Consider the following 23040-nt stretch of genomic DNA (forward strand, 5'->3'; position numbering starts at 1 on the left):
ATTTCCATGATCGCAAAACGAAAAGGCCGCGCGATGCGCGGCCTTTCCGAATTCATGCTTGAAGCGAAGATCAAGCCTCTTCGGACTTATCTTCATCGGCCTTCTTCTTGGGAGCGGCCTTCTTCTTCGCAGCAGCCTTCTTGGCAGGCTTTGCTTCCGAAGCAGCATCCTCGTCTTCAGCCGTCAGCTCTTCCTTCGAGACCTTCTTGTCGGTCACGTTGATGTTGGCGAGCAGATGGTCAACGACCTTTTCTTCGAAGATCGGGGCGCGAAGGTTGGCAACGGCATCCGGCGTCTTGCGCAGGAAGTCGTAGATTTCCTTTTCCTGACCCGGATAGCGACGAACCTGATCGTAAACGGCGCGCTGCAGTTCTTCTTCAGAAACTTCAACGCCAGCCTTTTCGCCGATTTCGGAGAGAACCAGACCGAGGCGCACGCGACGCTCAGCAAGCTTGCGATATTCTTCGCGAGCAGCTTCTTCGGTGGTTTCTTCGTCTTCGAACGTGCGGCCAGCCTGCTGCAGGTCGAAATTGATTTGCTGCCAGATGTTGTTGAACTCGGCGTCAACAAGCTTCTGCGGCGTTTCGAACTGGTAATCGCCGTCCAGAGCGTCGAGAATCTGACGCTTTACCTTCTGACGGGTGATCTGGCCGTACTGGCTTTCGATCTGTTCGCGAACAACCTGACGCAGGCGCTCAAGCGATTCGATGCCGAGCTTCTTGGCCGTTTCGTCATCAAGAACGAGTTCGTTCGGCTTGGCAACTTCCTTGACCTTGATGTCGAAGGTAGCTTCCTTGCCAGCCAGATGAGCGGCGCCGTATTCAGCAGGGAACGTTACGTTGATAACCTTCTCGTCGCCAGCCTTGACGCCGACGAGCTGCTCTTCAAAGCCCGGAATGAACTGGCCCGAACCGAGAACGAGCTGCGCATCGTTATCTGCACCGCCTTCGAACGGCTCACCGTCGAGCTTGCCCAGATAATCGATCGTGACGCGATCTTCGTTTTCGGCCTTACCCTTCTTGGTTTCGAAGGTGCGGGTCGACGAAGCGATGCGCTTGACCTGATCGTCAACTTCCTCATCGGAAATATCAACGACTTCACGGGTAACGGCGATCTTCGAGAAATCCTTGACTTCAATTGCCGGCAGAACTTCGTAGTTCAGCGAGAAAACGAAATCAGCCTTGCCATCGAGAACCTGTTCGGCCTCTTTTTCGTCTTCCGACAAGATAACTTCAGGCTGCGTAGCAGACTTTTCGTTGCGCTCAGCGAGAATCGAGCGCGACGAATCGCTCAGGATTTCGTTCACGATCTCAGCCATAAAGGACTTGCCGTAGGTCTTGCGCAGATGTGCTGTTGGCACTTTGCCTGGGCGGAAGCCGTTGATCTTGGCGCGACCGCGCGCGGTATCGAGCCGCTCAGCGAGCTTGGCTTCGAGATCTCCGGCCGGAACCACGACTTTAATCTCGCGCTTCAGCCCTTCATTGAGCGTTTCGGTAACCTGCATGTTCAAACCTTCACTTCTTGTCATTGTCCCGCCGTCACCGGCTTGTTTGCCTTGTCGCGGGAGAGAAATTCTTTTGCCTTATGGCAGTTGGTGCGGATAGAGGGACTCGAACCCCCACGGTCTCCCGCCAGAACCTAAATCTGGTGCGTCTACCAATTTCGCCATATCCGCTTCTGAACCGAAGCGCATTCTTTAGAACGCACCGAATTCGTCTCAGATCTTGAACTGCCCTCGAAAGCGCGCGTCTCTATATCACCCAATTTTCCCGGTTCAAAGGAAAAAAGCCGCCTTCCCGGCAGAGAATTACCACGCTCGCTCCGACTAACCTTCCCGTCTCTATATAGCGATCCTGCCGCATCAGCCAACCCCTTTGAAACAGTGTGTGATTGTAGGATCAATAAAGCGGCTCCTGATAGAGCTGTCGTCCATCTTCCTGCAGCGCTTTGATGACGGGCCCTCCGTTCGGATCAACAGCGACCACGGCGGTGATCCGCCGCTCCCGCTGACTGTCTTCTATCGCGCGTCCCTGCCCCTCGGGCACATAATATCGCTCTATACCGAAATTGAGACGGATATTCGTTTCCGGATCATCCGAGATGGAATAGACGGCTTCGCCGCGAATCTGCACCTCATCAGACGCAAGCTCCGAAAACGGGTGGAATGAGGCGCGAGAAAAGCGTGCTATTCCGTTCGAATCGGGTTTCACCGCCACATAAACAGTACTCGAACCGGCAGGACGCACGCCCTGAATGTCTTTTCGTGACAGGCTGGAAATCTCGTAACCCAGAACAACATAATCGCCGCGCATCAGGTCGCGCGGATCGAACGGTTCCGTCTGAAGCGTCACTTCCGTGCCTGAACGCAAAACAGAGGCGCGTTTTTCGATACCTGCATAAAGAATGCCTGTTTGCAGCAATGCAGTGATGGTTGCCCCGACATAAAGCCATTTGAACCGAATGGTCATGGATGAACCTCCACGCTGCCTTTCCGTCCGAAACGGTTCTCCATACGTCGCACAAATGCAGCCAGCAGCAGCACGAGGATGCCGGCAGTCAGGAAGAAGCCTGATGTTCCGATCATAGTACCGACCGTCTGAAAGGCCAGATAGAGGACTTCGATCGAGAAAGCGGCATAGGCTATCGAACGCAATCCACCGTTGTTCCGACCACCAATCGCAATGGCTCCGACCGAAAGCGCCAATATGAAGATGCTATATACTATGTCCCGATCCAGACTTGCGGTAACGCCGGAATAGGAGAACATCTGGTTGAGCTGAAGTGTAACTAGTGATAGCAGCGCGAGAGCCAGGCCGTATGCCGCGAGCGGATGAGCGAAGCGAGTCAGTCTCTCCAGCGTCACATGGGCAAAACCGTCAGCCAGTATCAGGCCGATTCCCACGAGCAGCATAAGCACCAATACCGTATTGCTCTCATGCTCGGAATAGACGAGCAAAGCCCAGCCGATGGAAAACATGGCCCATAGATGAGCCGCATGCCGCGAGCGCGTGAAAAGGGCTGCCATAGCGCCAAATAGCAGAAGCAGCGGGCCGACCCAGCGATAGGTCATATCATCGTAGGACGAGCCATCGAATACATAGGTCGAAAGATAGAAACAGGCGACACCCGCACCGAAAGCCGCCAATACGGGCGCCCGCAGAAGAAAGGCTGAAATCAGGACGCCGACAGACCAGTAGATTGCGGCGGAATGGATATCGCCGGACAAATGATACATTTGCCCCACGAGCGCCAACCCTGCCCCGAACGATGCAGCCCCCACAATATAGAGTGCTGCCGGGAACAGCTTGTCACCACGAGACTGCCGCCACGCACCGCCGAGATAGCTACCCCATATAAGAACAAATATGAGGCCGATACGCATAAGACGTGGCATGTCCTGCCAGTTGGCAGCTACCAGCATGATGACTGCGGCACCCAGAAGCAGCCCGCCAAGCGTGGCCAGAACGGAACCAAGGCTGAAAACCGAAGCACGTTTTTCAAGATCGGCATTCAGTTTCGATGCTGTTTCTGCATCGATCAGACCGTCTCGCTGCCATCTCTCGATCAGGCGTTCAACAGAAATGGAAAGTGACAAATTAGCTCCTGGTCAGTCTGTCAGTTGTGCTGTCGCAACTGTAAGCGGTTGAGAACATATAGGAAACCGCGCCGCCGGCAAAGGGTTGGATCAAATCGCTTTGCGGCTATTTTGTGCCCTGCCAGTCTAATCGATTTAACGTGTCGTGCAGAACCCGCAGAGCAGCTATGCAAACTCGGGTCTGCAACCTGCGAAAACAATAGCTTATACAACAGGCAACAAACGAGATGAATTGAACAGAACTCCAGTTCCTCAACGATGAAGGAATAGCACGATGAACCTTATCCGCTCTTACAACAACTGGCGCCGTTACCGCGACACCGTCAATGAACTCAGCCAGCTCTCCACCCGTGAGCTGAATGATCTTGGCATCTCCCGCGCGGACATTCCGTTCGTGGCTCGCCAGACCAAGGCTCGCTAATTTAACGAGCTTTAAAGTTTCTCCAAGTCTGGATCCTCCTCCCACCAGACTTGGTTCATCGCAGAACCATCCTCCTCCCAGGTTTTGCGATAACAAGACCGGTTCTCCTCCTCCCAATGCCGGTCTTACCATAATGGCATCCGTCGCTCCTCCTCCCGCGACGGATGCCATTTCTTTTTGCGGCACGATTCCCGTCCTTGGCGAGCCTTCTCCATTGAAGGCGTTCAACAAAGGCGATAAGGGAATGGCCCATGTCAAACACATCCGATCTTTCTCCCGTTCACGTCGTCGGCGGCGGCCTTGCCGGTTCTGAAGCTGCATGGCAGCTCGCACAGGCTGGCGTGCCCGTCATATTGCACGAGATGCGCCCTGTGCGCGGCACCGATGCCCATAAGACGGAGAATCTGGCCGAGCTTGTCTGCTCCAACTCTTTCCGCTCCGACGACGCCGAGACCAATGCAGTCGGCGTTCTTCATGCCGAGATGCGCCTTGCCGGATCGCTCATCATGGCTTGCGCCGACGCACATCAGGTTCCTGCTGGCGGCGCACTGGCTGTCGACCGCGACGGCTTTTCACAGGCCGTCACTGCCAAGCTTGAAGCCCATCCGCTGATAACCATCATTCGGGAAGAAGTAACCGGCCTGCCGCCGGAAGAGTGGGGAACGACCATCGTTGCCACCGGGCCTCTGACCGCGCCTTCACTGGCTGAGGCCATTCAGGCGCAAACCGGCGCGGATGCTTTGGCTTTCTTTGATGCCATCGCACCGATCATCCATTTTGATTCGATCAATATGGATGTTTGCTGGTTCCAGTCGCGCTATGACAAGGTTGGCCCCGGCGGCACCGGAAAGGACTATATCAACTGCCCTATGGACAAGGAGCAGTATGAAGCTTTTGTGGCCGCATTGGTCGAAGGTGACAAGACCGACTTCAAGGAATGGGAAGGCACACCCTATTTCGACGGCTGCCTGCCGATCGAGGTGATGGCCGAACGCGGACCGGAAACCTTGCGTCACGGACCGATGAAGCCGATGGGCCTCACCAATGCCCACAATCCGACCGTGAAGGCATATGCCGTTGTGCAGCTCCGTCAGGATAATGCTCTAGGCACGCTCTACAACATGGTCGGCTTCCAGACGAAGCTGAAATACGGCTCCCAGACCGGCATCTTCAAGATGATTCCGGGTCTGGAAAATGCGGAGTTCGCTCGTCTCGGTGGCCTCCACCGCAATACCTATCTGAATTCTCCGGTGTTGCTCGATGCTACCCTTCGCTTGAAATCACGCGAGACATTGCGCTTTGCCGGTCAGGTGACGGGCTGTGAAGGCTATGTTGAATCGTCTGCAATCGGATTGCTGGCAGGTCGTTTCACCGCAGCAGAAAAGCTGGGACAAACGCTGACGCCACCTCCGGGAACAACCGCATTCGGCGCCCTGCTCGGTCATATTACAGGTGGACACATCGTTGCCGACGATGAGCCGGGCAAGCGTTCATTCCAGCCGATGAATGTGAATTTCGGCCTGTTCCCGTCCGTCGATGTTCCAAAACCGGAAGGCAAGCGTCTGCGCGGCAAGGAAAAGACTATTGCCAAAAAACAGGCGCTTTCCGCACGTGCTCTGGCTGATTGTCGTCAGTGGCTAGGGTTGGGGTTAGGACTAGCTGAGTGATATCGCGATAGGCTTCAGTTCGAAGTGGACTGAAGCCTATCAGTTCTGGTTACTCAGAAGTTGGCTCTGAACATGAGCCATTGCTTTCGGATGGCTGAAATATCCGCCACCTTTTCCGCAGCTTGTGCGCCCAGACGCTCGATTGCCTGCAGATAGGCTGGGACAAGCGCCAATGGCAGAAACGCCGGAGCTAAGCTCTTCGGTACCTGCCGCATGTTCTTCTCGAAAATCGCCAGATGTTCACGCGCGAAAGCCAGCATGATGCTGACGACGCGCTCAACAGCCGCCTTGTCTTCGCCAGCAATCAAGGTCTCGCGAGTCACGCCGACGGCCTGCAACATATCAGCGGGAACATAAAGTTGCCCGCGTCGCCGATGAATGGGCATAAGACGGAGTAAACCGGTCACCGCCTGCGCCACACCGGCATGACCAGTAATTTCTGTCTGTGCCTGCGCGGCATCTCTATCGAGTATAAAGCCAGCTAACTGGATGATAGCCGATGCGGTTTCACCGCAATAGCCCTCCAGATCATTGCGGCTGGGCATGGGATCGTCATAGAGATCGAAAATGCGCGCTTCGCAATAATTGTCGAAAGCAGTTCGCGGCAGCTCATATTTTTCAATGGTGCCGATCAGCGCTGCGGCAACGGGATGCGCTTCGGCACTGCCCCTCGCCTCGCCGTTTATGAGGTCGCGCCACCATTGTAGCCGAACTTCTCCGGGTAGCGGTTCGTGGACCAGATCACGGATACGCGCAATCTCTGCATTGAATGCGTATAACGCAGCCAGACCGCCTCGACGGTCTTCCGGTGCATAAAGCACTGAAAGATAGCGATCCCGGTCAGCTTCGCGAAGCAATGCCAGGCAATGTGCCTCATTCTCGTTCATGATGTCAGTCTACAGCAATCAGAGCCGCCGCAACCGCGCGATCTTCGGCCAGAAGCACATTATAGGTTCGGACGGCTGCACCCGTGCTCATGGGATCGGAAGAAATGCGGTGTTCGCGCAGGATGGCGCGCACATCTTCAGGGATGCGGCGCAAATCCATGCCCGTCCCCACCAGCAGAATCTCAATGTCAGATGCCTGCTCTAGGATCATTTCCAGATCAGCTTTGGCCAGGACTGGCGGTGTTGCGGGTTTCCAGCCGTGAATTCCAGAAGGCAGGCAAAGTATCGACCCGCGATGCGACATCTCGGCAAAGCGGAAGCCTCCATCGCCATAGGCATCGATAGGAGCACGGCCCGGAAAATGGGCCTCGCGTATCTCTATCCCTTTAGCCATTCTCAGCTTTCCAAATTCAGCGATTGCGCCAGTTCATCATCCAAGGAATCGCCTGCTCGATCTGATCCGCGCGGCTTGAGCCCAAACTGAACCAGCAATGGAGCGGCAATGAAGATCGACGAATAACTCGCAACGATAATACCGACGCTCAGCGCCAGCGCGAAACTGCGGATATCTGCGCCCCCGAAGGCATAGAGCGGAATATGCGCGAGAAAGGTCACAAAGGAGGTCAGCAGCGTACGCGACAAGGTCTGGTTGATCGAGGCATCAATGATGGCAGGCAACGGCGCGCTTTTATAGACCCGCAGATTCTCACGCACGCGGTCGTAGATCACGACCGTATCGTTGAGCGAATACCCAATGATCGTCAGGATTGCAGCGACGCTCCACAGATTGAACTCCATGCGGAAAACAATGAACATACCCGCGAGGATGATAACGTCGTGCAAGGTGGACAGCACTGCACCAAGCGCGAGTTGCCAGCGGAACCGGACCCATACGTAGATGAAGATACCAATCAGCGACAGAATGACTGCCAGAACACCGGCGCGCGAAAGCTGTTCCGAAACCGTCGGTCCGACGACCTCGACCCGCTGGAATGAGTAATCCTGCTCGAATTCACCGCGCAGCTTCACGGCGACGGTTTGTTCGGCATCGTCTCCGACTTCCTGACTGCCGATAATGACAAGAGCGGAGCGCGGCGACTTTGCCGGCAGAACACGCGCGCTATCGATATTGAGCTCGGCAAGCCGCTCGGTAATGTCTTCAAGATTAGCGTCACCGCTGCGGGCCTGCAATTCGACCATTGAGCCGCCACGGAAATCGATGCCGTAGTTGAAACCAATATTGACGAACAGTGCGACCACGATAGCGCAGGCCAGAACCGAGATGCCCAATGTCACGAACTGCAGACGCATGAACGGGATGTGCGTCACAGTCGGAACCAGCTTCAAACGGCGCTTCGGCACCTCCTTCGGCTTGGCTGTGCGCACCCATTGCGCGATCACCAAGCGGGTGAAGGTGAGCGTCGTGAAGAGCGTCGTACCGATACCCACCGCCACCGTCAATGCGAAGCCGTGAACCGTTCCCGAACCGAGCAGGAATAGAACCAGCGCTGCAATAAGTGTGGTGAGGTTCGCGTCGATAATGGTCGAGAGAGCGCGATAGAATCCGGACTCCATAGCCTGAACCACGGAATAGCCTTTGCGACGGTCTTCGCGCACACGTTCGTAAATCAGGATGTGAGCGTCGACTGCCAGACCTATGGTCAGCACCAGACCGGCAATACTGGCGAGACTGATCGAAGCGCCGATCAGCGACAGTATCGCCGTCAGGATAATGATGTTGACGGCCAGTGCGATCATGGCGATCACACCGAGGATACCGTAGGACAAGACCATGAACAGGCCGACCAGCAGTGCAGCAAGCAGCGCTGCCAGTGCGGCGGCGCTGGCATAGTCTTCGCCCAATGCAGATGCGATCGTGCGCTCTTCCAGAACCGTAACATTCTGCGGCAGCGCGCCGGAACGCAGCACAACCGCCATGTTGTTGGCCGCTTGAAGATCGAAGGCGCCAGAAATCTGCAGCTCATTCGTATCGAGCTTCTCATCGACGGCAGGTGCGGAAACGATCTGGTTATCGACGACGATAGCAAAACTTCCACCGACCAGATGCGATGTTGCTTCGGCAAGGTTCTTGCGACCTGCATCGTCCAAAGTCAGCGTAATGACAGGTTCGGTATCATCGTCCGCAAGTGTCGCCTTGGCATCCGTCACATTGGCGCCAGTCAGGATCGGCTGTTTTTTGACGAGATAGCCGACAGGCGGATCGTCATAGGAGTAGATGATTTCACTGTCTGCCGGTGGCGTGCCACGAATGGCATCATCCGGTGACATGGTACCATCGACAGCACGGAAAGAAAAATCGCCGCGGACGCTCAGAATGTCTTTCAGAAGCTGCGCGTCATAAACACCGGGAACTTCGACCCGAATCTGATTGCGGTTTTCCTCTTCTACAACTGGCTTGCCATAACCAAGCTCTTCGAGACGCTGCCGCATGATATTGGCAGTGCGTTCGAGTTCCCCGCGTCCTGCATTCTGCACTTGCAGGACCAGTCGCGAGCCGCCGGAGAGATCAAGCCCAAGGGCGATCTGCTGCTTCGGCAGAAAATTTGGCAGCTTGGCCAGCGTTTCACGCGAGAAAAAGTTAGGGGATGCGATGACGAAACTCACGAGAACCGCAAGCCAGATCAGGGCAGATTTCCAGCGTGAAAAATAGAGCATAGAGCAGCAATTCCGTATCAGCTTGGATAGAGCATACCGGAGTTCACTTGTTGCGAACCGCTCTCCGGCGTCGTAGCACGCAAAACTTATGTAGCGTTTACCGAATAATGCGCAGGCCCCGGTTATTGAAATCTTACCGGGGCCTGAAGTGTCGTGAAAAGAATTACTTGTTCTTGTTGTCGGCGACAGGCTCGCCCTTGACGCGAACATCCATCAGCGTGCTGCGCATGACACGGATGCGAACGCCTTCTGCGATTTCGACTTCAAGTTCGTTGTCATCAACAACCTTCTGAACCTTGCCAACAATGCCGCCGCCAGTGACGACGGTATCGCCGCGACGAACCTGTGTCAGCATTTCCTGGCGCTTCTTCATCTGCGTCCGCTGCGGACGGATGATAAGGAAGTACATGATCACGAAAATCAGGATGAACGGCAGAATGCTCATCAGCATGTCTGGGCCAAAAGCGCCGCCGCCAGGTGCTTGAGCGAAAGCCGGTGTTACGAACATTAGGAACTCCTCTGAAGTCTCGAAGACAAATTATTAAGGGCATTACAATGGTTGGCGCGCCAAATGCAACCGGCGATGACACCACCTGCGCCAAGGTCGCACACTTTTCGCCTCCGCTGTGGCATGTTAAGCCATTACCCCTATCATCAGGGGCATGAAATGACGACCGAAGACATACTCAGCCAGAAACTGGACCGTTTGATCGCCGCTCTGGAACGCATCGCGCCGCCGGAAGCTAAAACACCCGATCTTGATGCCACAGACTGTTTCGTCTGGGCTCCCGAACGCCTGACTCTAGATCCGGTCAGCCGCGTGAACCGCGTGGATATCGCACTGATCCGTGGCGTAGATTTGGTACGTGACCAGCTCGTGGACAATACCCGGCGTTTCGCAAAAGGATTTCCAGCAAACAACGTGCTGCTCTGGGGAGCGCGCGGCATGGGAAAATCCTCGCTCGTCAAGGCTGCACAGGCAAGCGTGAACGCAGAAATGCCCGATCGCAATCCGCTCAAGCTGATCGAGATTCACCGAGAGGATATCGATAGTCTTCCGACATTGATGAATCTCATCAAGGATACAGACTATCGGTTCATTCTGTTCTGTGACGATCTTTCCTTCGATCACGACGATACGTCCTATAAATCGCTGAAGGCCGCACTTGAAGGCGGCGTTGAAGGCCGACCGGGCAATGTGATCTTCTATGCGACCTCGAACCGCCGCCATCTGATGCCGCGCGACATGATCGACAACGAGCGCTCGACGGCGATCAATCCCTCGGAAGCCATAGAGGAAAAAGTATCGCTTTCGGACCGTTTCGGCCTCTGGCTCGGTTTCCACAAATGCAGCCAGGACGATTATCTTGCCATGGTCGACGGCTACGCGGCCTATTTTAAGCTGGCTTACGATCCAGCTAAAATGCATGCGGAAGCATTGGAGTGGTCCACAACACGCGGAAACCGTTCAGGGCGCGTTGCATGGCAATATATCCAGGATCTCGCAGGTCGCCTCGGGATTGCAATGTAAAAAGACGAAAGTAACCATAAAAAGAAGGCGGGCTTTGGGCCCGCTTTCTTTTTTGTTGTGTCACGTTTCGATCAGGATTCCAGATACTTGTTAGGATTGACCGGAGCCGAATTCTTGCGCACTTCGAAATGCAGCTTCGGAGATTTCGCGTTGCCGCTCATGCCCGATTTTGCAACTTCTTCGCCGCGACGAACTTTCTGTCCACGCTGAACCAGTATCTGGCTGTTGTGGCCGTAAACGGTGACGAGGCCATTGTCGTGGCGGATCAGAACCGTCTGGCCGAATTCCTTCAGACCATCACCGGCATAGATGACGACGCCATTTTCAGCAGCCTTAACCGATGTTCCTTCTGGAACCATAATGTCGATACCGTCACTCACCGATGTACCTTCACGCTGGCCGAAGCTTGCGAGAATACGGCCACGTACCGGCCAACGCATCTGCGAAATGCCGGTTGAAGAAGGTGCCGCCGCCTGATCCTTTTCGGCATCTTCGATCACCTTATTGCTCGCTTGCGGCGGCGTATAAGGCTTCACATCGGCATTGGCGGTCGGCGCAGCCGCTGCCTTGGCCGGGTTTTCCGGCGGCTGCGAAACTGCAGCAACCTGCGTTGCATTGCCCGCTGCGGCAGAAGGAATGACGAGCGCCTGACCGACCCGGATAGCGCCGTTCGACAGGCCGTTTGCCTTCTTCAACTGCTCGACAGGAACGTTATGCTTCTGCGCGATGGAGAAGAGCGAATCGCCGCTCTTAACCGTGTAGGTGCCGTTCGGCGCTGGTGGCGTCGTGGCGCTTGCGCCTGCCGAAGCCATATCGTTTGCCGAAGGCTTCTTGCCGTTGACGGCAGGTGCCTGCGGTACGACTGCGATATTGTTATCCGTTGGTCGCGGCATGGCCGGGTTCGCCGGAAGCTGTCCGAGAACCTTTTCCTGCGCACCGTTCACGGTGTTGCGCGTAGATGTTGCCGCGCTGGCGACTTTGGTTTCAGCAGCGTTGACCGTGTTGTTCACACGGTTTGCGGCCATGTCCTGCGCCTGCCCGACCTGATTCTGAATGTTATTGGATGCCGCTGCGACCGGAGCCTGAACCGACTGTCGTGCTGCCGCCACAGGCGCTGCCATCGGCGCAGAAGATACCGGAGGCAACGAATTGCGCTGAACGGAACCGCTTGAAGCGGGGGCTACGGGAGCCGCGGATGCATAAAGATCGCCTGTCGGCTGCTGTGCGACACGCTGACTGGACGTCGATCCCGTACTGATACCATCAGTGAAGCGCATCGTATCCGCACTGCACCCGGCACCAAAACCGGCAATCAGAACGATCGCGACATTCCGCAGGAGACGTTCAGACGTGTGCTGCAAAATTTGTAAACGCATGTTCAACTCGCCCATACTCGAAACTCAGTAAGGTGATTAAAACGCGTTAATGTTACTCTCTGGTTAAGAACGGCAAATCTTCGAAAAAAGATTCACCAATTAAATACCATAAGCGCACAAAGCAGCCAGTCCGCCCCCGCCGACTATGCTGAGCGAGCCCGATAGCCTTCATTTCGACGAATCGATACGCATGTCGGTCACAGAACGGACGAAACACCTTCGACAAATGGCTGATAGCGGACCGACATCAGGTCCTCTTGCTCGAATCGGCTGCCAACCTTGGCTATGCGGGTCATGACCTGCTGGCCATCTCCTGGTCCGATTGGAGCTATCAGCACACCATGCGTTGCCAGAAGATCGACGAAATGCCGTGGCACGTCCTCGAATGCGAGCCAGATCAGAATACGGTCAAAGGGGCCGCCCGGCATTCCATGGCGACCATCGGCATGTTTGACCATGATGTTTTCGCGCTTCAGCGAAACGAATTGCTGGAGGGCGTGATCGCAGAGCTTGCGATAGCGCTCGACGGTTGTGACACGTCCGACGAGCGAAGACATAACCGCCGCTGTAAATCCGGAGCCGGTTCCAATCTCGAGCACACGATGACCGGGCTCCAGCTTGAGTGCAGCGATGGCCCGAATCTGGTCGTCGATGCCTTCCATATACTCGCCGCAGTCAAGCGGCGCAGTCCGTGAACTATAGGCAAGATGCGACCATGATGATGCGAGGAAGCTTTGGCGTGGCGTCGCTTCAACGGCTGCAAAAAGACGCGGATCGTCAATTCCATATCCGCGCATTCGCATAACGAAGGATGCAAATCCTTCTCTGTCCGAAAGCCGTGGGCGCTCAGACGTCGCCTGCCTCATGCTTCAACCCCAAGTGCTGCGCTCAACTCCGCCCGAACCTTATGCGCGGTCAGATCAAGGTGCAACGGAGTGACTGAAATGCAGTCGGAACGAATGGCAGCGATGTCGCTGTCGTCTGCTACCGGAGCCTTGCCGCGACCAAAATGCAACCAGAAATACGGGAAACCACGCCCATCCCGGCGCTCGTCGAGGCGCGCATCATGGCTAAGCTTGCCCTGCGCCGTGACGCGCACACCCTTCACTTCTTCAGGACCGCAATTCGGGAAATTCAGGTTTAGAAGCACCCCTTCCGGCCAGCCTGCCTCCATCAGCTTTTTGATAAGGTCTGGAGCGTGGGCTTCAGCCGTTTCCCACGGCACAATGCGGCGATCACCCTCATATTCATATTCTTGCGACAGTGCGATGGCTCGCACACCGAGCAAGGTTCCTTCCATCGCACCGGCGACGGTGCCCGAATAGGTTACGTCGTCGGCCATGTTCGCCCCGGAATTGACGCCGGAGAGGACGAGATCAGGCGCCCCCGGCAGAACATGACGCACACCCATGATGACGCAATCGGTCGGCGTACCGCGCAATGCGAAATGGCGATCATCGATCTGGCGTAGACGGAGCGGTTCCGACAGCGTCAGCGAATGCGCGAGGCCACTCTGATCGGTTTCCGGAGCGACGACCCAAACGTCGTCGGAAAGCTTGCGTGCGATCCGCTCCAGAACTGCGAGGCCTTCAGCGTGGATACCATCATCGTTCGTCAGCAGAATTCGCACGTCGTCACTCCTTCATTGTGGCTATCGGTAGTTTAATTCACGCAGCTTTCTCAATCCGCGTGAGGCCGCCCATGTATGGCTGCAATGCTTCAGGAATATGAATGCTGCCATCCTCTTCCTGATAATTTTCCATGACGGCAATCAGGGCGCGACCGACTGCGACCCCCGAGCCGTTCAGCGTATGGACGAAACGGGTCGATTTCTCGCCTTCTGGACGATAGCGGGCATTCATGCGACGACCCTGGAAATCACCGCAGACCGAGCAGCTCGAGATTTCGCGGTAGGTGTTCTGGCCAGGCAGCCACACCTCAATATCGTAAGTCTTCTGCGCACCGAAGCCCATGTCGCCGGTGCAGAGCACCACAGTACGAAAAGGCAGACCGAGGCGTTTCAGCACTTCTTCCGCACAGGCAGTCATGCGTTCATGCTCTTCGATCGAGCTGTCGGCATCCGTGATCGACACCATTTCCACTTTCAGGAACTGGTGCTGACGCAGCATCCCGCGCGTGTCGCGACCGGCAGATCCCGCTTCCGAACGAAAGCACGGGGTCAGCGCCGTATAGCGCTGCGGAAGCGATTTGGTGTCGACGATCTCGTCGGCAACCAGATTGGTCAGCGGAACTTCGGCGGTCGGGATGAGCCAGCGGCCGTCCGTCGTGCGGAAAAGATCTTCGGAGAATTTCGGTAGCTGGCCGGTCCCATAGACAGCTTCGTCGCGCACCATCAGGGGCGGCATCGTTTCGGTAAAACCGTGCTCCATGGTGTGGAGGTCGAGCATAAACTGACCAAGCGCCCGCTCGAGACGCGCAAGCGGCCCCTTCAAAACCGTAAAGCGCGAACCCGCGAGCTTTGCGGCGCGCTCGAAATCCATATAGCCGAGCGCTTCGCCAAGCTCGAAATGTTCCTTCGGCTGGAAGGAAAAATTGCGCTGGTTGCCGATACGACGAACTTCGACATTGTCGCTTTCGTCCTTGCCGAGCGGCACGTCTTCCAGCGGAATATTGGGGATGGTCGACAGCGCGTCGTTCAGTTCCCTGGTCAGGCGACGTTCTTCATCCTCGGCCTGCGCAAGAAAATCCTTCAACTCGGCAACTTCCGCCTTCAGCTTGTCAGCCGTCGCCGCATCCTTTGCAGCCATGGCCTTGCCGATTTCCTTCGAAGCGGCGTTGCGACGCTCCTGGGCGGCCTGAACCTTGCCGACATACTCGCGGCGTTTTTCATCCAGCGCCATCAATTCGGACGACAGCGACTGAGCCCCGCGCTTGGCGAGCGCTTTGTCGAGGGTTTCAGGGTTTTCGCGAATCCATTTGATGTCGAGCATGGGAAAAGCCGTTTCTTGAAATTGAACAGAAGCGAGGCCGCATGGAATTGCGACCTCATAGAATCAGAGTGACAAATCAGGACGATGAAGCGTCGTTCTCGGCGTCAGCGGATTCCTGCGCCTCATCCCGTTTCTTCTCGATCATGCGAGCCACGATGATTGAAATCTCGTAGAGAAGGATCGTCGGCAAGGCAAGGCCGATCTGGCTCGCCGGATCAGGCGGCGTCAGGACCGCCGCAACGATGAAGGCGATGACGATTGCATATTTGCGCTTGTCCTTCAGACCAGCCGAGGTCACCAGACCGACACGGGCCATGAGGCTCGTGACCACCGGTAGCTGGAAGACCAGACCGAAAGCAAAGATGAGCGTCATGATGAGGCTCAGATATTCCGAGACTTTCGGCAAAAGCGATATCTGCACTTCGCCGCTGCCGCCTGTTTGCTGCATTGCGAGGAAGAACCACATCACCATCGGCGTGAAGAAGAAGTAGACGAGCGCGCCCCCGGTCAAAAACAGGATCGGCGATGCGATCAGGAACGGCAGGAACGCCATGCGCTCATGCTTGTAGAGGCCGGGCGCCACAAATTTGTAGATCTGCGCGGCAATGATTGGAAATGCCAGCACGATGCCGCCGAACATCGCCACCTTCACCTGTGTGAAGAAGAATTCCTGCGGGGCAGTATAGATCAGTTCTGCTTTCGAGCGATCCATACCCGCCCAGTCGAGCGCCCATTGGTATGGCACGACAAGCAGGTTGAAGAGCTGTTTGGCGAAAGCGAAACAGAATATGAATGCCACGAAAAATGCCAGAATTGCCCAGATCAGGCGGCGGCGTAGCTCGATCAGGTGCTCAAGCAGAGGCGCTGCGCTCTGTTCGATTTCGTCCTCGTCGCGTTTCACGCTTTGGTTCCTGTCTTTTTCGTGGTCTTCTTGGCAGGTGCGGCAGCGGTCCTGGCCGTTTCGGCCTTTGCCGTTTCCGATTTAGCTGCAACGGGCTTCTTGGGAGCAGGTTTTGCGACAGAAGCTGCCTTTGGCGCAGCCTTCGTTTTAGCTGCGCGGGCTTCGGTCGCTTTGCTCTGTGCCTTGGGTGCCGTCTTGCGCGCCGCCTTTTGGGGCGCTTCGGTTTTTTCCGTCAGCGGCTCCGCAGCAGGGGGCACCAGTTTGCCACCAGCATCGACGGGTGTCGTCACTTCAGCGGCTTTTTCAGGAGTCGCCGGAGACATGGAAGACGTGGACTGAAGGCCAGAGCGTAAATCCTCGCCTGCGCTTCGAATCGGATCGAATACCTGCGTAATCTTTGAACGCGGGTCGAGCTTGCGGGTTTCATCAATGATGTTCTTGACGTCCTCAAGCTCCGCCTCTTTCAAGGCCTCGTCGAACTGCTGCTTGAACTCGTTGGCGGTAGCGCGCATGCGCGCGGTTGCCTTGCCGAATGCCCTCAGCATTTTCGGCAAATCCTTGGGACCGACCACTACGATCATCACGATCGCAATAATCAGAAGTTCAGACCAACCGATGTCGAACATATTCTTGATACCCCGCGCAATTCGCGCGCGCGTCCCGTCTTTCGGCGGAAAACCGCACTTGTAAATGGCAAAATATGCTGCGCGCGTTTCCGTGCACGCAGCATGCTTTATCCGTTAGATCAGGACTTGGTGGTTTTCTTGACGTCGTTGACAGTTTCGTCAGCCTTGGCGTCGATCGTACGGCCCGAATCCTTGGCTTCATCCTTGGCGTCTTCGTCGGACATGCCCTGCTTGAAGTTCTTGATGCCCTTGGCAACATCACCCATCAGCTCGGGAATCTTGCCGCGGCCAAACAGAAGAAGGACAACCGCCAGAACGATCAGCCAGTGCCAGATGGAAAAGCTACCCATTTCATTCCTCTCATTGCCGCGAATGCGCGGCATGTTCCTGCAATGCCAATTACGATTTAAGCGCTTTCAACAAATCTTTCAAACAGAAGTATGACGGTGAACGGCTTTGCTACAAATAAAATTGGCTCCAAAGACCGGGGTGAGACTATTCACCGCGTGGGGCGAGCAAGCCAAGGCTTTCCAGATCTATATCTTCGAGCGGCTCTTCATCTTCGGTCAGCTCATCCGGGTCTAAATTCGGCACCGGAACTGCAAAACTTGATGGCATGCGTGCGGATAGAAGCCCTGCCCCACGCAGCTCTTCCAGTCCGGGCAAGTCCCGGATTTCCGGAAGGCCGAAATGGTCAAGAAAAGACTCCGTTGTTCCGTAAGTGACCGGACGACCCGGTGTACGGCGGCGGCCGCGCAGCTTGATCCAGCCCGTCTCCATAAGGACGTCAAGTGTGCCCTTCGAGGTCTCGACACCGCGAATGTCTTCCAGCTCGGCGCGCGTGACCGGCTGGTGATAGGCAATGACGGCCAGCACTTCCATCGCGGCGCGAGACAGTTTGCGCTGCTGGACAGCTTCGCGGCTCATGAGAAATGCGAGATCGGGCGCGGTGCGAAACGCCCATGCACCGCCAACCTGAACAAGATGCACGCCGCGCGTTTCATATATTTTCTGCAAATGTTTCAAAACAGGAGCAACCTCCACATTGGCAGGCAGACGTTCCGCCAATGCGCGCTCGGAAACGGGTTCGGAAGATGCGAAAACGATGGCTTCCACAATACGTGCGAGTTCAGCGAGCCCCTGCGTCGAGACGGAAGCTTCTTCATCCATCAGATAATCATCGCTATCAATTTCAGCCAGATTTTGACGTTCCGCCTCAGACATCCTCGTCCTCATCCAATTCGCTGATATCTACCGTCGCCCTGATATAGATCGGCTCGAAAGGAGCGTTTTGCCTGACTTCCAGCTTACCTTCGCGCACAAGTTCAAGACTGGCGGCAAAGGAACTCGCAAGTGCCGAGGCCCTCTCGCGTGGTGAAAGCGCATAGTCGATCAGGAAACGGTCGAGAGAAACCCAGTCTCCAACCGTTCCCATCAAACGCACAAGCGCCACCCGTGCTTCTTTCAGCGACCAGACTGCCCGCTTGGCGATTTGCACCTGCGACACGGCCTGCCGCTGCCGCTGTGAAGCATAGGCTGTAAGAAGGTCGTACAAGGTCGCGGAAAACTGGCTGGTCCTGTCCACCATGACCATTTCCGGCATGCCGCGCGCAAAGACGTCCCGCCCCAGCCGATTGCGATTGACGAGCTTTGCCGCCGCATCGCGCATGGCTTCAAGCCTCTTCAAGCGATAGTGCAGCGAAGCTGCCAATTCTTCGCCTGTTGCTCCGTCATCACCCTGTTGCTTCGGGATCAGCAGCTTCGACTTGAGATAGGCGAGCCAGGCAGCCATGACGAGATAATCGGCTGCAAGTTCAAGGCTCAACACGCGTGCCTTTTCCACGAATTCCAGATATTGCTCCGCGAGCGCCAGAACGGAGATGCGGGCAAGATCGACGCGCTGGCTTCGAGCAAGATGGAGCAGCAGATCAAGCGGGCCTTCGAACCCCTGCACATCGATGAGAAGAGACGGTTCGCTTTCGCTGCGCTCGGGATCACCTTGCCACAGCGCATCCATCGGCACGAGCGTGCCGTCTTTGCCGTCTGCGTCTGCTCCCGATGCCGCCAAACCCGTTTCCCTGCTGACAAGATCGCCGGCGGATCAGCCCGCCGACCATCTCAGTTTACCAAGTTTTGACGATTACGCTATCAGTTCGAACATGGCGTTGAATTCTGCACGCAGTTCGTCTTCATCGGAAAGATCGGGATCGCCCGCATAGACTTCCGCCAGATCGGCACGGCGCTTCGCCTTGCCCTCAAGAACCGGCACACGCGCTGCAACCTGCTTCAGTTCGTCCATCACGCCAGCACAATAGAGAACCACGTCGCAACCGGCACCGATGATGCCGTCTGCAATGTCGCCAAGTCCGCCCGAGAGCGCCTTCATGGAAATGTCGTCGCTCATGACGAGACCGTCGAACTGGATGACATCGCGAATGATCGTGTTGATGACAGTCGGCGACAATGTCGATGGACGCTGCGGGTCGATGCAATCGAACACGACATGCGCTGTCATTGCCATCGGCAGATCGTTGAGCGCCTTGAATGGCACAAAATCATGCGCAACCAGTTCGTTCAATGGAACGGTGACGCGGGCCAATTCCTTGTGCGTGTCGGCAAACGCGCGGCCATGTCCCGGCATATGCTTGACTACGGGCAACAAACCACCGGCAAGCAAGCCCTCCGCAGCAGCTCGCCCCATTTCCGCAACCGCATGCGGGTTCTTGGAATAGGCTCGCGCACCAATGACATCATGAGCGCCTTCGACTGGCACGTCGAGGACCGGCAGGCAGTCTACATTGACGCCAACCTTCAGCAGATCGAATGCATGGAGGCGAGCATGAAGCCACGCAGCGCGCAGACCAGCTTCGCGATCATGCGCATAGATCGCACCGATTTCCGAGGCCGAAGGATAGTTTGGAACAAGCGGCGGGCGAAGGCGCTGCACACGGCCACCTTCCTGGTCGATGAAAACAGGTGTTTGGTCCCTGCCCGTCAGGTCGCGCATGTGCGCCGTCAGCTCCGAAACCTGTTCCAGACTTTCAACATTGCGCGCAAAAAGAATGAAGCCCCAGGGTCTTTCATCCCGAAAGAACGCAATTTCGTCCTGAGTAAGTTTCGTTCCTGACACACCGGCAATCCATGCCTTGCACTCTTTCATGCGCTCGTCCTTCAAATCGTCTGGAAATGCTGTACTCAAGCCCTGTTTCGGTTTAGCCGAAAAAATCAGGGCTTGGTAGTGGACCATGAAAAAGGGCGACCGAAGCCGCCCTTTCAATAATCAGTCTCTGATAAATTACTGCGTCACGAAGCAGCTACCGCCCGCAGACTTGAGGCGTCCGCAAAGTGCGGATGCATCTTCCTTGGAACCGCCCTGAACGCGGACACGATAGTAGGTGCCCTTGCCCGGAATGTCGGCACGCTTGATGTCGACGCTACGGCCACCGATCACGCTGCCATATTTCTGGGCCATATTGGCATAGGACTTCTGTGCCAGCTCGGCTGATGGCTGCGATGCGATCTGGATGAAGTAGCCGCCTGCCCCTGCTGCCGATGCAACCTGTGGCGCAGCCGTGGCAGCGGCTGAACTCGCTGCTGCCGGTGCCTGCGTACGCTGCGGAACATTGCCGACGATATTGACCGGCTGTTCAGCAGGCCGTGACGGTACCACCGGAGCGCGGGCCGGAAGACGTGGAGCTTCCGCAGCAGGCTGAGGCGGTTGTGCCTGAGGTGTCGGTGCCGATGCTGGTGCTGGTGCTTGCGCGACCGGTTCTGCAGGTATGTTGCCAGCCGCCAGTGCGCCGATTTCATCACCGCCAGCAGGTGCGGCCGGCTGCGGGGTGTTCGCAGGAGGCAGTTGCGAGGCCGTTTCCTGCGGAGCAGGAGATGGCTGCACGATAGAGCCATCCGGACGAACAATCATGGTTTCCACTTCGCGCGGCTGAACCAACGGCGCATTGTGGTTCGTATTTTGATTCTCGGCCGGAGCATTATTCGCCACGGGCTGTTCATCTGGCGTATTGTCCGCCATGTTCTCGCTGTCATCCGTACCCGAAATGTCCACCGGTTCTTCACCGGAAGTAATCAGGGACTTTTGTTCCGGATTATTCGGCAAGGTACCAGCAACGCGATCATAAACGGCCTTGTCCTGGTTCGGCACCGTTGCGCCGCCCGGATTTTCCGGCTGCATCTTGATCGGCTGATTGTCAGCGCGAATCACAACCGGCTCACCGGAACCGCTTCCTCCGATGAAATGATAGCCGATTCCGCCAAGAAGCACTGCCACGCCGGCTACACTGGCCAGAATAAGGCCACGGCGGCCACGGACGGGACGATTGCGATAGGCCTCGGCAGCACTGCCAAGATCATCTTCCGGCTGCATCGCAGCGCGTTCACCGTAGTCGCCGCCTTCAAAGGTCTGCGCACCCTGGGCCGCCCAATGGTTGTAGAAATCGTCTTCATTACCCAATGGGTTGGAAGCTTTTGGCTGCGCTGGCGCCTGAGGCGTTGCCAGCGAGCGGCCATATGCTCCCGCAGATGCGGCAGCACCAACGCCCATTGCAGCAGCACCGACAGCGGCGCCAAGGGTGGCACCGGAGTTTGGCAGATAGCTTGAAGCGCTTTCACGGAATATATCCTCAAAAGCCCTGTCAGCCTCGCTCTGCGCGTCGGATTTCGCCGAATCATCCGCGCCGACCGTGTTGAAGACCTCCGCGAATTCCGCTTCAAGATCAGTCAGACCAGCATTGGGCTCTTCTTCGCCGTAGCTTACTTCAGGCAGATCGAGGGAATGCGTCTGCTCGACCTTCTCTTCGGCCACACTTAATGTTTCGACTTCGGGTGCCGGGGCACTGACCGCAGCCGTATGGGTACTTCCGAACTGCGAGAACGAAGCCGGTGATGATCGATAATCGTCGTCCGAACGCACCGCATGCGCGTAGGCAGCAGTTTCCTCTTCAGTTTCCGTACTCAGATCGAGATCGTCTTCCGTAAAGAAATCATCTTCGCCGAAGGCATTCTCATCCTGAATTTTGGAAACATCGCCCGACGGTTCAAAACCAAAATCATCTTCCGAAAGGCTGATCTCAGCCATTTCGGGAAGATCGTCCTCTGTTCCTTCGGCAGCTACTGCAGTGTCTTCAATGTCGAACGAAAAGTCGTCATCGAACGAGAAATCGTCCTCATCGTCATGAGAGGACGCTGAGCCTGCAACAGGCGCATAATCAGCCTGCGGCGTTGTCGCGACCGTGTCTTGTCCTGAAGCTTCCGAGGAGAAATTGCTCCGCGTGTAATACGGGTAACCCGCAGGAACCGTCTGGGGCGCGTAAGTTTCAACTGGCGCAACTGGTGCGGCAGACTGAGGTCCATTATCATAAGCCTGCTCATCGAGCTGCAAATCGTCGAAATGCAGGTCTGCCAGCTCTGGCTCATCCTGATAAACATGATTCTGCACCGACGCCGCATCATGCTGGACATTTGCCGCTGCGGCAGGCGCAACGTGTGAGAAGTACGTCGCGTCGTGAGATACTGGCTGTGGCTCGTCTCCGAAAAGGAGATTCTCCAGCTCGTCCTCAAGCGAAACGGGTGCCGTGACAGCGGCATAGGACTGCTCAACGGGTTCTACGGCCTGAACATTCCAGTCGTGCTCGCGTGCAGGCTGGTAAGCCTCTTCATGCGGCTCTATGGCGCGCTGATAGATCGTCGGATCGTAGTCAGTCTGATCGATATGTACTGGCTCAACGGTTTCCCGGCGGCTGTAGATCGCCGATGCAGCGTAACCCTCATCGTTCGAATCGCGTGCAGCCGAGTAATCGTTGTAATCGAATTGCGGTACAGGCTCGGTGCGGTCCGTCTCTTCGAACTCCAATGTTTCGAACGAAGGCGTTTCCAAAGCTGGCGCCTGCTCATCCTCGCTCATCTGAAGATCGAGTTCGTCTTCCAGAGCGGACGCAAGTTCTTCCTCATGTATCAGAGTTTCGCCCGCCGGGTAAGAATCATCGCGCGTGGGTGCTGCTTCGAACTGTGACTGGTCCGCAGGCTGAGAATAATCATTGAAGTCACCGAGCAGCTCGCGTTCCAGATCCAGCGCTGGATCGAAGCCGGGATCTGTCCGGTTATCCTCGAAGTGAGTGGGGCGACGCTCGTTCCAAGCGACGTTATCATCAGCAGGCGTGCCGAAGTCCATGATCCGTGACAATTCCATCAGCGGATCGTCTTCGTGCAACGGACGCTCGCCGTAATTACGGGGATTTGCACTGCTGTCCGTCATAACGTGTTCCTAACTCAAACCCTGGACGTCGCAAGACGTCTCCATACATTGCTTTTTAGCGAGGCAATGTGGGCAAAAGTTGACGGAAGTTTCCTGCGCCAGAAGGAAGACCAATGACTTGCGTTCATTATGGCCTCCCAC

At 56.2% G+C, this 23040-nt stretch carries 21 protein-coding genes and 1 tRNA gene; 3 read left to right on the top strand and 19 right to left on the bottom strand.

Annotated features, from left to right (window positions below):
* Positions 1-70 precede the first annotated feature (70 nt).
* The 4 genes from tig to ACYSN1_RS01840 form a co-directional block, all read right to left on the bottom strand.
* Positions 71-1504, bottom strand: coding sequence for a trigger factor (tig, locus tag ACYSN1_RS01825; protein WP_268898982.1), 1434 nt, complete (start codon positions 1502-1504; stop codon positions 71-73).
* An 88-nt stretch (positions 1505-1592) separates the two neighbouring features.
* Positions 1593-1675, bottom strand: a tRNA-Leu gene (locus ACYSN1_RS01830).
* A 223-nt stretch (positions 1676-1898) separates the two neighbouring features.
* A complete protein-coding gene (locus ACYSN1_RS01835; RefSeq protein ID WP_461724165.1) occupies positions 1899-2468 on the bottom strand; it encodes a GDYXXLXY domain-containing protein in 570 nt (189 codons plus the stop codon).
* The gene (locus tag ACYSN1_RS01840; protein WP_461724166.1) at positions 2465-3595 is read right to left on the bottom strand and encodes a DUF2157 domain-containing protein; all 1131 of its coding nucleotides are present in this window, start codon (positions 3593-3595) and stop codon (positions 2465-2467) included. Before ACYSN1_RS01840 ends, ACYSN1_RS01835 begins: the two co-directional genes overlap by 4 nt.
* A 274-nt stretch (positions 3596-3869) precedes the next feature.
* Here ACYSN1_RS01840 and ACYSN1_RS01845 point away from each other — a divergent pair, with 274 nt between their 5' ends.
* Together ACYSN1_RS01845 and trmFO are read left to right on the top strand one after the other, a co-directional pair.
* On the top strand, positions 3870-4016 hold the full coding sequence (locus ACYSN1_RS01845; RefSeq protein WP_461724167.1) for a DUF1127 domain-containing protein: 147 nt from the start codon (positions 3870-3872) through the stop codon (positions 4014-4016).
* Between the two features lie 251 nt (positions 4017-4267).
* On the top strand, positions 4268-5683 hold the full coding sequence (gene trmFO, locus ACYSN1_RS01850) for a methylenetetrahydrofolate--tRNA-(uracil(54)-C(5))-methyltransferase (FADH(2)-oxidizing) TrmFO (protein ID WP_461724168.1): 1416 nt from the start codon (positions 4268-4270) through the stop codon (positions 5681-5683).
* A gap of 53 nt (positions 5684-5736) precedes the next feature.
* Here the strand turns inward: trmFO and ACYSN1_RS01855 are convergent, their stop codons facing one another.
* The 4 genes from ACYSN1_RS01855 to yajC form a co-directional block, all read right to left on the bottom strand.
* A complete protein-coding gene (locus ACYSN1_RS01855) occupies positions 5737-6570 on the bottom strand; it encodes a phytoene/squalene synthase family protein (RefSeq protein WP_461724169.1) in 834 nt (277 codons plus the stop codon).
* Between the two features lie 4 nt (positions 6571-6574).
* A complete protein-coding gene (locus ACYSN1_RS01860) occupies positions 6575-6964 on the bottom strand; it encodes an Mth938-like domain-containing protein (RefSeq protein WP_105541709.1) in 390 nt (129 codons plus the stop codon).
* Between the two features lie 2 nt (positions 6965-6966).
* Positions 6967-9246 (bottom strand): protein translocase subunit SecDF, encoded by a 2280-nt coding sequence (secDF, locus tag ACYSN1_RS01865; RefSeq protein WP_461724170.1) that lies wholly within the window; start codon positions 9244-9246, stop codon positions 6967-6969.
* Positions 9247-9409: 163 nt separating this feature from the next.
* Positions 9410-9754, bottom strand: coding sequence for a preprotein translocase subunit YajC (yajC, locus tag ACYSN1_RS01870; protein ID WP_105541707.1), 345 nt, complete (start codon positions 9752-9754; stop codon positions 9410-9412).
* 159 nt (positions 9755-9913) lie between these two features.
* Between yajC and ACYSN1_RS01875 the strand changes: the two genes are divergently transcribed.
* Positions 9914-10777 carry an ATP-binding protein gene (locus ACYSN1_RS01875; protein ID WP_461724171.1) on the top strand — a complete coding sequence of 288 codons (864 nt, stop codon included), beginning with the start codon at positions 9914-9916 and terminating at the stop codon, positions 10775-10777.
* A gap of 71 nt (positions 10778-10848) precedes the next feature.
* Here ACYSN1_RS01875 and dipM read toward each other — a convergent pair whose 3' ends face one another.
* The 11 genes from dipM to ACYSN1_RS01930 all read right to left on the bottom strand — a co-directional run bounded on the left by dipM (position 10849) and on the right by ACYSN1_RS01930 (position 22899).
* The gene (gene dipM / locus ACYSN1_RS01880) at positions 10849-12168 is read right to left on the bottom strand and encodes a cell division endopeptidase DipM (RefSeq protein ID WP_461724172.1); all 1320 of its coding nucleotides are present in this window, start codon (positions 12166-12168) and stop codon (positions 10849-10851) included.
* A 182-nt stretch (positions 12169-12350) separates the two neighbouring features.
* Entirely contained in the window at positions 12351-13019 is a 669-nt protein-coding gene (locus tag ACYSN1_RS01885; RefSeq protein ID WP_461724173.1) for a protein-L-isoaspartate(D-aspartate) O-methyltransferase, read from the bottom strand.
* Positions 13016-13783, bottom strand: coding sequence for a 5'/3'-nucleotidase SurE (surE, locus tag ACYSN1_RS01890; protein WP_461724174.1), 768 nt, complete (start codon positions 13781-13783; stop codon positions 13016-13018). Before surE ends, ACYSN1_RS01885 begins: the two co-directional genes overlap by 4 nt.
* A 37-nt stretch (positions 13784-13820) precedes the next feature.
* Complete coding sequence (serS, locus tag ACYSN1_RS01895; RefSeq protein WP_461724175.1) at positions 13821-15104, bottom strand: serine--tRNA ligase; 1284 nt, start codon at positions 15102-15104, stop codon at positions 13821-13823.
* A gap of 76 nt (positions 15105-15180) precedes the next feature.
* The gene (tatC, locus tag ACYSN1_RS01900) at positions 15181-16005 is read right to left on the bottom strand and encodes a twin-arginine translocase subunit TatC (RefSeq protein ID WP_461724176.1); all 825 of its coding nucleotides are present in this window, start codon (positions 16003-16005) and stop codon (positions 15181-15183) included.
* Entirely contained in the window at positions 16002-16631 is a 630-nt protein-coding gene (tatB, locus tag ACYSN1_RS01905) for a Sec-independent protein translocase protein TatB (RefSeq protein WP_461724177.1), read from the bottom strand. The genes tatC and tatB overlap by 4 nt, the downstream gene beginning before the upstream one ends.
* Positions 16632-16750: 119 nt before the next feature.
* Positions 16751-16981 (bottom strand): twin-arginine translocase TatA/TatE family subunit, encoded by a 231-nt coding sequence (locus tag ACYSN1_RS01910; RefSeq protein ID WP_140019623.1) that lies wholly within the window; start codon positions 16979-16981, stop codon positions 16751-16753.
* Positions 16982-17126: 145 nt separating this feature from the next.
* Positions 17127-17855, bottom strand: coding sequence for an SMC-Scp complex subunit ScpB (gene scpB / locus ACYSN1_RS01915; protein WP_461724178.1), 729 nt, complete (start codon positions 17853-17855; stop codon positions 17127-17129).
* A complete protein-coding gene (locus ACYSN1_RS01920; protein ID WP_461724179.1) occupies positions 17848-18699 on the bottom strand; it encodes a segregation and condensation protein A in 852 nt (283 codons plus the stop codon). Before ACYSN1_RS01920 ends, scpB begins: the two co-directional genes overlap by 8 nt.
* A 72-nt stretch (positions 18700-18771) precedes the next feature.
* On the bottom strand, positions 18772-19791 hold the full coding sequence (gene nagZ / locus ACYSN1_RS01925) for a beta-N-acetylhexosaminidase (RefSeq protein WP_461724180.1): 1020 nt from the start codon (positions 19789-19791) through the stop codon (positions 18772-18774).
* Between the two features lie 135 nt (positions 19792-19926).
* Positions 19927-22899 carry an SPOR domain-containing protein gene (locus tag ACYSN1_RS01930; RefSeq protein ID WP_461724181.1) on the bottom strand — a complete coding sequence of 991 codons (2973 nt, stop codon included), beginning with the start codon at positions 22897-22899 and terminating at the stop codon, positions 19927-19929.
* Positions 22900-23040: the final 141 nt, after the last annotated feature.

It is taken from the genome of Brucella sp. LJL56, from assembly GCF_054871705.1.